Annotated in this window: 9 protein-coding genes; 4 read left to right on the forward strand and 5 right to left on the reverse strand. The window is 72.1% G+C overall.

Annotated features, from left to right (window positions below; translation table 11 throughout):
* Positions 1-104: 104 nt before the first annotated feature.
* Both ACFY23_RS29420 and ACFY23_RS29425 read right to left on the reverse strand, forming a co-directional pair.
* The gene (locus ACFY23_RS29420; RefSeq protein ID WP_350677480.1) at positions 105-1376 is read right to left on the reverse strand and encodes a hypothetical protein; all 1272 of its coding nucleotides are present in this window, start codon (positions 1374-1376) and stop codon (positions 105-107) included.
* Complete coding sequence (locus ACFY23_RS29425; RefSeq protein WP_350677482.1) at positions 1369-1914, reverse strand: sigma-70 family RNA polymerase sigma factor; 546 nt, start codon at positions 1912-1914, stop codon at positions 1369-1371. The genes ACFY23_RS29420 and ACFY23_RS29425 overlap by 8 nt, the downstream gene beginning before the upstream one ends.
* Before the next feature lie 1414 nt (positions 1915-3328).
* Here ACFY23_RS29425 and ACFY23_RS29430 point away from each other — a divergent pair.
* Positions 3329-4699 (forward strand): cation:proton antiporter, encoded by a 1371-nt coding sequence (locus ACFY23_RS29430; protein WP_350677484.1) that lies wholly within the window; start codon positions 3329-3331, stop codon positions 4697-4699.
* On the opposite strand, the gene ACFY23_RS29435 is transcribed toward ACFY23_RS29430, so the two are convergent.
* Positions 4687-5682 (reverse strand): prenyltransferase, encoded by a 996-nt coding sequence (locus tag ACFY23_RS29435; protein ID WP_350819453.1) that lies wholly within the window; start codon positions 5680-5682, stop codon positions 4687-4689. The two genes, ACFY23_RS29430 and ACFY23_RS29435, sit on opposite strands and share 13 nt — an antisense overlap.
* A 397-nt stretch (positions 5683-6079) precedes the next feature.
* On the reverse strand, positions 6080-6565 hold the full coding sequence (locus tag ACFY23_RS29440; RefSeq protein WP_350677488.1) for an FCD domain-containing protein: 486 nt from the start codon (positions 6563-6565) through the stop codon (positions 6080-6082).
* A 248-nt stretch (positions 6566-6813) separates the two neighbouring features.
* Between ACFY23_RS29440 and ACFY23_RS29445 the strand changes: the two genes are divergently transcribed.
* Positions 6814-7152: a putative quinol monooxygenase gene (locus ACFY23_RS29445; RefSeq protein WP_350677490.1), complete on the forward strand. Its 339-nt coding sequence runs from the start codon at positions 6814-6816 to the stop codon at positions 7150-7152.
* Positions 7153-7620: 468 nt separating this feature from the next.
* Here the strand turns inward: ACFY23_RS29445 and ACFY23_RS29450 are convergent, their stop codons facing one another.
* Complete coding sequence (locus tag ACFY23_RS29450) at positions 7621-8823, reverse strand: FAD-dependent monooxygenase (RefSeq protein WP_350677492.1); 1203 nt, start codon at positions 8821-8823, stop codon at positions 7621-7623.
* A 142-nt stretch (positions 8824-8965) separates the two neighbouring features.
* On the opposite strand from ACFY23_RS29450, the gene ACFY23_RS29455 reads away from it, so the two are divergent.
* Complete coding sequence (locus tag ACFY23_RS29455; protein ID WP_350677494.1) at positions 8966-9562, forward strand: helix-turn-helix domain-containing protein; 597 nt, start codon at positions 8966-8968, stop codon at positions 9560-9562.
* Positions 9563-10186: 624 nt separating this feature from the next.
* Entirely contained in the window at positions 10187-12802 is a 2616-nt protein-coding gene (locus ACFY23_RS29460; RefSeq protein WP_350677496.1) for a tetratricopeptide repeat protein, read from the forward strand.
* Positions 12803-12830 lie beyond the last annotated feature (28 nt).

Below are 12830 nucleotides of genomic sequence, written 5' to 3' on the forward strand. Positions count from 1 at the left end.
TCGGCAGCGGACGGTACGCACGCATCCGTGGATCTCGCCGCACCACCGCTGCCCGGTCCCGCCTCGCTCCCGCCGGGCGCTGCCGGCCCGGCGGGAGCCCCGCGTCAGGGCAGGTCGGGCGCGCCCAGGAAGGACCAGGTATTCCCGTCGGCGGACCACCACGTGCCCGGGGTGTGCGGCCAGCCGCCCTGCGCGTATCCGCCCGGTACCGGTACGGCCGCCGCGCCGGGCGCGGGCTCCATCGGGGACAGGCGCTGCCCCCCGTCGCCGCTGCTGAACATCAGCGGCCTGTCGTCGGCGACGAGACCGGCCTGGATGACCAGCGTTCCGTCGGACCGGACGGAGGCGCGAAGCTGCCGGTCACCGACGGCTGCGCTGCCGGCGGTGCGTTGCCAGGTCCGGCCGCCGTCACCACTGCGATGGACGACCAGTGTGCCGTCGGTGCTGCCGACGGCGTAGACGGTGCGGCCGTCCCAGGTGGCCACGTCGAGCGCGACGTCGTCGCCGGCGGTGAGCGACCCGGCGAAGACGTGTCGCTGCCAGGTACGGCCTCCGTCGCGGCTCACCGTGATCGCGCTGCCCCGGCCGACGAGCCGGCCGTCGATCGTGTCCACGGCCGTGTAGCCGCTGCCCCAGATGCCCGCCTCGGGCGGCACGTCTTCCGCGAGCGCGGGCAACTCCAGCCCCGCGGTCTGCGCCACCTGCACGACGTCACCCGTGGCCGGGTCCGCCGCCACGATCCGGTCGGCGCGCGGGCCGAGCATGTGGTTGAGCACGCGCCATCCGGCGGGCACCTGGACGGCCGTTTCCGCCGTCACCTCCCGCCACCGTTCCCCGCCGTCGACGCTCGCGAGCCAGCCCTGCCGGCTTCCGGCCCCGGCGGCGACCTGGTACGACGCGATCAGCGTGCGCTGCCCGGCCGCGGCGAGGGCGACCAGCGCGTTGCCGGACAGTGGAAGCTCGTGGCTGCGCCAGGTCGCCCCACGGTCGGCGGTGCCCGCCACCATCAGCACGCAGTCGTCCTCCCGGCAGTTCTTCCAGCGGAAGTAGAAGTGGTCGAGGTCTCCCGCGACCACCGGACCCGGACGAGGGGTCCGGGCCTCACCGGGGGCAGGGCTGGTGGACGGCGCTGGCGTCGGGATGAAGCCGGGCGTCGGGGTCCCGCCGAGGCCGGGAACGGACACCTGGGGCTCCGCGCGGTGCAGACTGGCGGAGGCGACCCCGGCGACAGCGACCAGCGCAAGCGTGGTCAGCGAGGCCGCGGCCACGCGGGTGTGCCGTCTACGGCGTGCCGCCCGGCGCCGCACCTCGGTGAAGTCCGGTCTGAAGGCCGCCTGGGCGGCCCGGTCGAGCCCGGCAAAGTCCAGGTCAGGCATGGAGAGAACCTCTCTTGTTCACGACCGCTGGCCGAACAGTGGCGATGTCAGCGGTGTCGTCGAGGCCGACGGCCAGGGCACGACGGGCCCGGACGAGGCGGGTCTTGACCGCCTCCACGGAACAGCCCAAGGCCTCCGCCACGTCGGCCACCGTCATGTCCGCGATGTGGTACAGCACGACGGCCTCACGGGCCGGGCGCGGCAGCCGCTGGAGTGCGGTGACGAGGGCGACGTGGTCGGGCGACATGCCCGCGATCCCCCGCTGTCCACCGTCGAGCTGGCCGGAGTGCGCCAGCCGGGCGAAGACCATCCGGCGTCGGTATCGGCTCCGGGCGATGTTGAGGGCCACCGTACGCAGCCACGCCTCCGGATGCTCCACCTGGCCGAACCGACCCGGCCGGGCCAGCGCCCGTACGAAGGCGTCCTGCACTACGTCCTGAGCCTCCGCGTAGTCACCGGTGATCGCGAACAACTGCGACACCAGGCGCGACGCCGCGGCGGCGTACAACTCCCGGATCTGCTCCTGGATGTCCGACACATCGTCTCCTCCTGCTCAGCCTCTGCATCCCTTGAGACCAACCAGCAGCCGCCCCGGTGACACCTCCGCTCGGCGAATCGCCGCCCGCTCGCGCACCGCGGCGACCGGCGAAGCGTCGCGGGGCAACGACGGGTCACCGGTGCCGCCCACGCCGAGGGTGGGCGGGCCGAAGGATATGCGGCATGACGCCGCTCCTGGCGCTGACTCAACATCAGCGCCAACAGACGGGTCGGGGAAATTTTGCCGCACGGCAATCGAAGGACAGCGTCAGACCCTGAATACGCTGAAGAATCCCGACGACCGAGAATGGCATAGGAAAGATAATCGGGTCAAGGGTCGCCGAGCCCGATAATCGACATCCGTCTGACTGCCCCGCCGGCAGGCACCCCCCTCGAAACAATCCCGAACCACGTCTCCGCTTCAGCCACGCCGCACACGCCAACCACACGCACATCAGTGATCTCCGCTCCGACCAGCGGTGATCGATTTCTCTGCGACGCCGATGCCCCCGACGGGCCACCCGAGACGTGGGATTTCCTGCGCGCCCATTTCTCGTTGCCGCACCTTCGTCACCCGCCCCGGCGAACGCCCACGGGAAATTCGCCCGGCACCACGCATCAACGCGAGCCGGCGCCACACCGGCCGAGTTCGCCGTCGGTCCGACCGGCCGGGCGAGGAACCCACCAGTGCTTCGAAGCCGATCCGCAGCCACCCGAGCAGTGGCAGCTACCAGGAACTACATGGCTCCCGACGCACCGACCTGCCCTGCCGCGCCTCCACCCGTCTCCGGGTACGGTCCACGTCGCCAGCGGCCAGATACTCTCCACGATTGCTGAACCAAGCGATGAATCGTTGACGTATCCGCTTGCACAACACGATTATCTGACGCAGTCGCGTCGTCGGCGAACCGTCGCCCCGAAAGGACGACAGATGAAGCCAGAGGACTTCCGCGACCTGATGCGTAAACTCTCCCGGGGTTGCCATTCTCGCCCCGGCGGGTCACGCTGGTCGGCCACGGACAACGACCTGCTCGCCGGTGGAAATGCGCGCCTGCCGCCGCCACTTCTCAGCGGTGCGCGAACGGCCGACACGACGTCCGGCGCCGCGCCGAGTTACGCCAATTTCTCGCTCGACCTGCCGCACGACGACGGCGCGACGCGCGCGTCCACATTCCGGCAGCACGAGTTCTCGCGCGTACGGCCGCGAACATCCCCGCCGGGAGGCCGTCCTGGCCGACCGACGGCGCGCGCGCCACCGCGGACCTCGATGTGGTGCCCACCGATCCGGCCGGCGATCACCTCGTGGTCATCGGCGAACTGCGCGGCTCCCCGCCGGTACCGGCATCGGCCACTGCGGTACGGCATGCGTCAGTTCTTCCTGCCCGCACCCCAAGCCTGCGACCGCCGAGGTGATGATGCCGTCAAATCTCGCCCTGTCCCTGCACTTCTTCCTCCAACTCGCGGTGGTGCTGTTCACGTGCTGGTCGGTCGGACTCCTGCTCCGCCGACTGGGTCAGCCACAGGTCGTCGCCGACATGGTCGCGGGCTTCCTGCTGGGGCCCACCCTGCTCGGTCTCGTGCTGCCCGCCCTGCAAGGCTGGCTGTTCCCGACCACGCTGCATCTGGAAGGCGACGCCGGTAGCCGGATCGCCCATCCTTCGCTGATCGTGCTCTACGTGGCCGGTCAGCTCGGTCTGGTCCTGTACATGTTCGTCGTCGGGATGTCGTTCCGTACCGACGTGCTGACCGGACACCTCCGTTCGGCGCTCGGCTCGTCCGTCGCCGGCGTCATCGCACCGATCGTCACCGGCGCGGTGCTGGGCTGGGTGCTGGCCAGCAACCCGACGTTCTTCGACGGGAAGGTGGCCGCCTGGCAGGCCGCCCTCTTCGTCGGCACGGCGATGGCGATCACCGCCTTTCCGATGTTGGCGCGCATCATCCACGAGAACAATCTCGGCGGCAGCCCCACCGGGACCGTGGCCCTGGCATGCGCCGCCGTCGACGACACCGTCGCCTGGGTCCTGCTCGCCGTGGTGGTCTCCTCGGCCCAGGGCGACGCGTCGGTCGCGCTGCTCGCCCTCGGCGGCGGCGTGGTCTACGTCCTCGTGGTCCTGACCGCGGGTCGCGCCCTGTTCGCCAGGCTCGCCCGGTGGGCCATGGACGACAACGGGCTGCGCCCCGCCGGCCTCGTCACCACGATGATCATTCTGCTGCTCTGTGCCGCGTACACCGAGGCGGTCGGGATCTACGCGGTGGTGGGGGCTTTCCTGTTCGGCGCCGCCATACCTCGTGGCCGCTTCACCGAGGCCCTGCGGGCGTCCATCGAGCCGGTCACGGTCCGGCTGCTGCTACCGATGTTCTTCGTCTACTCCGGCCTGGCCACGCAGTTCAGCGTGTTGACGGATCCCGCGGTGTTGCTGGTCCTGGTGATCATGGTCGTGGTGGCCTTCCTGAGCAAGGGCGTGGCGTGCACCGTGGGTGCCCGCACGGCCGGCCTGCCGTGGGGCGCTGCGGCCTCGGTCGGCGCCCTGATGAACGCGCGCGGACTGATGGAACTCGTCCTGCTGAACATCGGCCTGGAGAAGGGACTGGTGACGCCGGCGCTGTACACGGTCCTGGCCCTGATGACCGTCATCACCACGCTGGCGGCCACACCGCTGTACCACTTCATTGAACGTCGGTACGGATCACCGGCCCCACCGGCCGCCGGTGGCGACGTCGCGGCGAAGGCGGAAGCCGGTCATGCGACCGGGGCGCCACGGGAGCCGTCCGCTCAACCTCGTTGAGTCGGCTCAGGACACGGACGCTGGGCGAGATCCTGCCCTCGATCGGAGTGTCGGCGCGCCAACCACAGACGGTGGGCGAACAGCATCCCGTAGCCGGCGAGAACCGCGCCGAGCACGGCCAGCGCCCCACCGTCCGCGGAGCGGCGCGCCGCATCCAGGATCACGCCCAGCATCGCCGCCGCGACGATCAGGGACACGTGGTTCGAGGCCCAGAACACCACCGGTGTCATGCGCCGGGGGTCGAGGTCCCGCATCGCGGCGCCCCGGAGCTGCCCGACGAGCCAGGCCGACAGCGGTGCGGTGGCGGCCATCGCGGCCCAGACCAGCCACGGCACCCAGCCGAGCACCGCGAAGACGGTGAGCGTCGCGTACCCGACCAGTTGCGCCCCGACGATCACCCGCACCGCCGGTCGGTAACCGATGATGACGGGCAGCGTGCGCTTGCCGACCATCGCGTCCGATCGGCGGTCGCCCAGGTTCATCACCATCATCCGCGCCACCTGCAGCACCGCGGTGGGTGCCAGCACGGCCAGCAGCAGCATCGGTACGGTGCCGCTCTGGAGCACCACCGCGACGGCCGGCCACAGGCCGTTGAGGATCGCGGCGACCGTCATCTCTCCCGCGCCCCGGTAGTTCAGCCGCAACGGTGGTGCCGTGTAGAACCAGGCCAGCACCACGGCCGCGGTGGCGAGCACGCGCGCCTGCCAGGACGGCATGGCAGCCACCATCAGCGCCGACACGCCGAGCAGGACGATTCCGGCGCGCAGTGACACCACGGGTGCGACCACCCCGTCCACGAGCGCCCGGCTGCCACCCGTCCACGGCGTGAAGTAGACGTTCGCGCGGTCGGCCGCCAGGTCGAAGTACTCGTTGCAGTAGTGCGTCATCACGTGGACCGTCCAGGCGAACAGTTGCGCGACGGCGTACCACGTGAGATCGAGCGGATGGCCCTGGTGTACCGACACCGCCACGGCAAGACCCACCGGCAGGAGGTTGTACAGCAGGAACCGGAGTCGGGCCAGCCGGACGAAACCCTTCCACGGGGCTTCGCCCCGCCCGGCCACGGGCCCGGCCACGGGCCCGGCGGCAGGGCGGCGAGGTTCTGCCACCGACTGGGATTCCGACAACGCGTTCATCGTGCAGCGCCTCCCCCGTGCTCGGACCGTGACACCCACCTTGGTCGCTGAGAACGGCGACGGACAGCATCTGTCGGGTAATCGTCGGGCGACCGGGCGACGGGCCACCGCTCGGGCAGGGTGCCGTCGGTGTCGCGGGCCACGTGGACCCCGCCCGGCGTACCCCCGTGCGTTCTAGGCGCTGCGGCGCCGACCTCGCCGCCATCGGCGAATGTCCTGGCCGGCGTCGACACAGGCCCTGGATTCACGGCCCCGCTTCCGGTGGAGCAGCCCGACGCGGACGTGGGTGGGGTTCGACGGCTGACGCGTGGGCCGCCAGCCACTCGGCAGCCCGCTCGAGGTGGGCGCGGATGGTCGCCTCCGCCTCGGTCGGCGTGCCGTGCGTGATGGCGGTGACCAGCTCGTTGTGCTCCCGGGCGAGCTGCCGGACGCTGGGGTACCTGATCGCGAGTTGGGCCAACAGCAGGAGGATCTCCGCCCGTAGGCCGTCGTGTACGCGGATGAGCCGAGCATTCCGGGTGCCGTGCACGATCGCGGAGTGGAAGGCGAGATCAGCCTCGACGAAATCGCGTTGCGGCGAACGAGAACTGATCCGGTTCAGTGCGGTGATCGCCTCTGTCGCCGCCGGCGGCACGTGCCGGCGTTGCGCCAGAACGCGGAACGCCTGGGCTTCCACGGCGGCGCGGAGCGGCAGCCACGCGCCCCGCCCGTGCCCGACCCGCTCGACCACGCACGGTTCGCCTGTCGCTGTTGCACAATGACATCGAACTCGCCCCGCAGACGGCACCCGAAGTGTGGAAGCGGAGGCGCCGCGCCGCAGGTGGCGGGCGGGATCGAGCGGACCGACCGGACGGGTACGCGCACCGCGACGCCGGGCGGGCCAACCTCCTCCAAGGATTCTCGACCGCACTCGGCCCGCCGACCGGGACAGGGCGACCTGCCCGCACAACCGAAGCCGACACCAGGAAGGATCTATCCATGATCTTCATCACCGCCAAGTTCCAGGTCCGCCCCGAGGACGCGGACCGCTGGCCAGAGATCAGCCGCGCCTTCACCGAGGCGACGCGGGCCGAGCCTGGCTGCCTGTGGTTCGACTGGTCGCGCAGCGTCGACGACCCGACGGAGTACGTCCTCGTCGAGGCGTTCCGCGACAACGAGGCCGGCGCGGCACATGTCCAGTCCGACCACTTCAAGACAGCCCAGCGCGAGCTGCCGCCGCACCTCGTCGCCACCCCGCGCATCGTCAACACGGTGATCCCACAGGACGACTGGTCCGAGCTCGGCGAGATGTCCGTCGACAGCGGGGCACGCCCGTAACGGAAGCGCCGGCCCGGTGGCGCCAGCCCGGCGCGGGGTGCTGTCGTGCGTGACCTGCGACGTCGCCGGCCGCCGGGCCGGTTCCGCCTGCCTACGCCGGACGCGGTCGATGACCAGGCGTCGTAGCGCGGCGGTCAGCCGACGGGCCGCGTCCGGGTCGAAGGCCGGGCCGGTGACGTCGGTCGTCCGGCCGCACACCGCACCCCGGCCGGGCTGCGCGCGTCGACTACTCCCTCAGCGGCCCGGGTCGATCGTTGCCGCTCGTCATCGCGGTGTCCGCTGGGCGGAGAGCCACGAGCACGAGACCCGTGACGCTCGCGCCCGTGACGATGCCGACGACGGAGCTCACCGACACAGGCATCCGCGTACCGGCACGGCCAAAGTCACGAACGGCGCGTGGCCCGGGCGACGGGGCCGTCGGCCGTGGCCGTGCGGACCCACCCCGCGGCGACGGCCGCCCCGGTGCGGTCAGTACGTCGGGAGCGTGATCGCGGTGGCAGCCCTGTGGATGTTCTCCGTGATGCGGCCCGCGATGCGGTCCCTGCCGGGCAGGTGGGGCAGCAACCGGAGCATGAGCAACTGGAACCGGATCAGCCCCTGGCTGCGCATCACCATGCCCTTGAGGTTGCTCGGCCCGAGCCGCTGGTTCTGCTCGACGAACCCGCGCATCCGCTCCTCGTAGCGACCGAACGCGGCCCGATGGTCGCCGTCCGCCGCCGCCAACTCACCGGCCAGCACGTACGCGCCGACCAACGCAAGGCTGGTGCCCTGCCCGGACGCGGGCGAGGCGCAGTACGCCGCGTCCCCGACCAGCGTCACCCGCCCGTTCGACCAGCGGTTCAGGTGGACCTGGCTGATCGAGTCGAAGTAGAAATCGGGTGCGTCCCGCATCGCGTCCAGCAGGCGTGGCACCTCCCATCCGGCGTCGTGGAAGGCCTCGGCCAGCAACGCCTGCTGGGCTCGGACGTCACGCCGGTCGTACGCCTGTCGGGGGTCGGCGAACAGGAACATCGCCTTCGCGGCGGTGTCCTGACGCGTGCTGTAGACCAGCGCGGTCCGCCCGGGCAGTGGATAGGTCACCTCCTCGCGGTCCAGGCCGAGGTGATTGGGGACGGAGAAGATCGACACGTGGTGGCCGAGGTGGCGGATGAACCGCGACTCGTCCCCGAACGCCAGGTTGCGGGTCACGGAGTGCAGGCCGTCGGCTCCCACGACGAGGTCGAAGGCCCGCGGCGCCGCGTGCCGGAAGCTGACGCGCACCCCGTCGGGACCGTCGGTGAGGCCGGTGACGGTGTCGCCGAGGATGTACTCGACGTCGCCCTGCGTGCGCCCGTAGATCATCCGGCTGAGGTCACCGCGCATCACCTCGATGTCCTCACCGGCACGGCCGCCGAACAGGTCGCCGTCCATGCTGGCCCGTACCGAGCCGGCGGCGTCGACGAACGAGGCGCGGCGGATCTCCGTACGTGCCTTCTGCATGTCGGCCAGGAGCCCCATCCGGTCGATCACGTCGAGGGCCACGCCGCGGACGTCGACCTTGTAGCCGCCGTCCCGGAGCAGGGCTGCCCGCTCGACCACGGTGGGGATGAAGCCGTGCCGGCGCAGCCAGTACGCCAACGTCGTCCCGGCGATGCCGGCGCCGGAGATGAGGACCGTCCGGTTTCCACCCATGTGAGGGCTCCCTTCCGATTGAGTTGCCGCCCACGGTGGGGCAGAGCCCGGCGGCACCGAGGACCATACAGCGTCTGAGACGCAGCGTCTAGGACGGTTCGTTCTAGACGCTGTGTCTGAGGAATCCGGTAGGGTGCTCGGCGTGGGAAATCGTGAGGATCTGCTCGCCGGGGCCAAGCGCTGCCTCTTCGAGAAGGGGTACACGCGGACCAGCGCGCGCGACATAGCGGGCGCCGCCGGCACCAGCCTGGCCGCGATCGGCTACCACTTCGGGTCGAAGGAGGCATTGCTGAACGCAGCGCTCATCGAGACCAGCCAGGAGTGGGGCGACGAACTGGAACGCACCCTCGCCGCCGACACCGATCCGGACACCCCCTGGCTGGAGCGCTTCGAGACGATGTGGACCCGGGTGATCGAGTCGTTCGAGACCCACCGGGAGATGTGGGCGACGCAGTTCCGGATCCTCGCCGAGGTGAAGGAGCTACCCGACGGCGGGCGGCCGCTCATCGAGGCCCTCCGGCTCGGACGGCGCGAGCTCGGGTCCATGCTCCGGCCCGGCGACGAGCCGGTCGACGAGCGGCAGGCCTGGATCGTCGGCTCCCTCTACCAGGCCCTGCTCACCGGCCTGCTGGCGCAGTGGCTCGTCGATCCCGAACACGGCCTGACCGGCCACGACATCGCCGACGCCCTGCGCGCCATCCTGAACCAGGCGGCACCCGGCACCGACGCCGACCGGTAAGGTGCCCTACCGCCACGCCCGGAGCAATCCGCACCCCTACGGCGACGGGCACGCCGGCCTCGTGGCCGACATTCCGACGGTCAGCAGCACCGCCCTCGTACGGCGAGCCCAGGAGATCTTCGGGGTGTACACCGTCGAGGCGGGTGGTCTTGGAGGACGACCGGATCTCCTCGCGGGCAGTCGTAGACAGTCGAACCCCTGTGGTGCCGGGCAAGGGGACTCGCGGCGATCACCGAGGACGGTCGGGTTTGGGCGGAGCCGGTCTCGTGTCCGTCGGTGCGGCGCGACCCGGTTCTACACCAAGCTGATCTCGGACGTCGGCTTCGAACGGGTGCCGGTGCTGCCCGGCACCTGGAAGTTGGTCGTCGCGTACAAGCCGAACCCGGCTGGCTGACCGGCTCCCGCCCCGGCGGCGCCCTCGGCGTCGCACGTCCCGCCAGACGCCCGGATGCTCCGCCGGCGTCGCCCCCGCCACGCCCGCACCGCGTCGACGATCCGCCAGCCGTGGCACCTCCGTCCATTTCGGAGCGTCAGGGGCGACGGCGCCTGGCCCGGGCCCTGTACCGTGTGACGCACACTGGCAGAACCGCCCGGCGCCCTCGGCCCGGGCACAGGACATCTGACGTGAGGGCGCGCATGACGGCCGCCGACTTCGGCGTCGATCCGACCACCGCGACCAGTCCCGAGCAGTACGTCATGCTGCTACGTCGCGTCCGCGACCAGTCCGGCCTCGCCTATCGCGAGATCGCCCGCCGCGCGCAGCGCAACGGGGACGTGCTGCCGGCGAGCACCCTGGCGACGATGCTGGGCCGGCCGACGCTGCCCCGCCGTGATCTGGTGTCGGCGCTGCTGCGGGCCTGCGACGTGCCGGACGACCGCGCGACGGCGTGGCTGGCCGTCTGGGGCCGGCTGGCCGCCGCCCGTACGGCGGCGACGCCCCCGACGGCCACGCGCTCCTCGGGCCGGCCCGGTCACTCCCCGGTCGGCCCGGCCGCGCGCGTCACCGGTCCGAGCGGCCCAAGCGGCGGGCCGGACACCGAGGGTGTCGGGCCGACGTCCCCCACGCAGCGCTCCGCCGCCCTACGCCTGATCCCCGCAGGTGGCGGGATCGGGTCGGCCGGCCCGGAACGGGGCCGGGTCGCCACGTCCGGCGGCGGCCGGGACCGGGCCGTGTTACGGGGGCTGCCGTGGCCGGCCGCAAACGAGCCGCCGCCGGTGGGCAGCGGGTCGGGGACACCGGTCCCCTATCAACTGCCACCGGCGCCCCCGTTGATGACGGGCCGCTCGGCGGAGGTCGGCCAACTGCTCACGGCCACGGAGACCGACGCCGCGGTGTGCCTCGTCGAAGGTGCCGGCGGGGTCGGCAAGTCCGCGCTCGCCCTGCACGTCGCGCACCGGATCGTCGGACGTTACGACGGCGGTTGCCTCTACGCGGACCTTCGCGGGGCCACCGACGGCGTCGCGGCGGCCGAGCCCGCGGACGTGTTGGGCCGGTTCCTGCGGGCGCTGGGCCTGCCCACCGTCCCCGCCTCGCTCGACGAGGCCTCGGCGCTGCTGCGCACGTGGACCGCCGGACGGGGCGTGCTCGTGGTGCTGGACAACGCCGCATCGGCGGCGCAGGTCCGACCGCTGCTGGCCAGCGGGCCCGGATGCACCACGATCGTCACGAGCCGGTGGATGCTCCCCGACCTCGACACGACGGCGCGGATCCGCCTCGACCCGTTACCCGACGACGCGGCGCTCGCCCTGCTCACCGGGCTCACCGGCGCCCACCGCGTGCAGGCGGAGCCCGCCGCGGCCGCGACGGTGGTCCGCCGGTGCGGCGGGTTGCCGCTGGCGTTGCGAATCGTCGGCGCCCGCGCCGCGGCCCGGCCAGACGCCTCGCTGAACGGCCTTGCCGAGCGGATGGACGACGAGGGCATGCGGTTGGACGTCCTGGCGGTCGGTGACCTGTCCGTACGGGCCAGCCTCCACCTGGGCTACCAGGTGTTCGAGGACGCGCGGCAGGGCGAACGTCGGCAGGCGGCCCGGCTCTTCCGGCTCGCCGCGCTGCCGGACTGGACGCACCTCACGCCGTACGGCTGCGCGGCACTGGCCGACCTGCCGGTGACCGTCGCCGAGCAGGCCCTGGACGCGTTGGCCGACGCGCACCTGATCGAGTCGGCCGGTGGCGGCGGATACCGGTTCCACGACATCGTCCGGCTCTACGCCCGGGAGCGGGCGCGAGCGGTGGACGACCCGCACCACCGGGAGGCAGCCCTCGGCCGTCTGACCGCGTGGTTGCTCGCGGCCACCATCCGCGCGGCGCGACTGCTCTACCCGGACGAACGGTTCGGCATCGACACGCCGACGGGCCCGGCTCGCCCCGGCCCACCACTGGGGGACACCGCCGACGCGTGGACCTGGTTCGAGCGGGAGCACACCGACCTGTTGCTGGTGGCCCACCAGCAGGCGGCGGCGGGACGGGCCCTCACCGAGGTCCGCGACCTGGCCCTCGTGGCGGCCAAGTTCCTCGACTACGCCGGACACATCGCCGAGCAGCAGCAGTTCGGCCATCTCGCCACCTCGGCGGCGAGCCGATGTGGCGACCGCTCGGGCGAGGCAGCCGGGCTCAACATCGTCGCCGTCGCGCTGCTGCGCCAGGGCCGGCTCGACGAGGCGATCCCCATTCTCGAGCGGTGCCTGGCCGTCCAGCGCGAACTCGGCGACCGGAGCCGGGAGGCCGCCATCCTGAACAACCTCGGGAACGCCCTGCGCGACAGCGGCGACCTGACCGGCGCCCTGCACCACCTGCGGGCCGCCCTGGTCATCCGGCGGCAACTCGGCCACCGGCACAAGGAGGGATCGGTGCTTGACAACCTGGCGCTGGTATACCAGCGCCTTGGCGACCACTCCCGGGCCATCGCCTGCCACGAGGCGGGACGCGCCGTCGCCGACGGCGGCACCGATCCGTTACGCGAGGCCCAGGCGCTGGTCAACTTCGCCGAGACGCTGCACGCCTGCGGTGACCACCGGGAGGCGATCGCTCGCGCGACCGAGTCGCTGGAGATCTGCCGACGCTACGCACACCGGCGGGGCATCGGCTTGGCGCTCCAGGTGCTCGGCGACGCCCACGCGGGCCTCGGACACCGCGCCGTGGCACGCCGGCACTGGCGGGAGGCCCTGGGCCGGCTCGACGGGTTGGACCCGCAGGCGTGCGCCCGCCTCCGCGCCGCCCTGGCGTCGGACACGACCCCCTGACCGCCGCTGACGCCAGCCGTTCCCGGGT

The sequence above is a fragment of the Micromonospora sp. NPDC000121 genome (genome assembly GCF_042899165.1).
Classification (GTDB): domain Bacteria; phylum Actinomycetota; class Actinomycetes; order Mycobacteriales; family Micromonosporaceae; genus Micromonospora.

Excerpts from the sequence above, each read along its gene's own strand:
- ACFY23_RS29445 (WP_350677490.1), top strand. The coding sequence starts at position 6,814 with ATGATCTTCATCACCGCCAAGTTCCAGGTCCGCCCCGAGGACGCGGAC.
- ACFY23_RS29430 (WP_350677484.1), top strand. The coding sequence starts at position 3,329 with ATGCCGTCAAATCTCGCCCTGTCCCTGCACTTCTTCCTCCAACTCGCG.
- ACFY23_RS29450 (WP_350677492.1), bottom strand. The coding sequence starts at position 8,823 with ATGGGTGGAAACCGGACGGTCCTCATCTCCGGCGCCGGCATCGCCGGG.
- ACFY23_RS29420 (WP_350677480.1), bottom strand. The coding sequence starts at position 1,376 with ATGCCTGACCTGGACTTTGCCGGGCTCGACCGGGCCGCCCAGGCGGCC.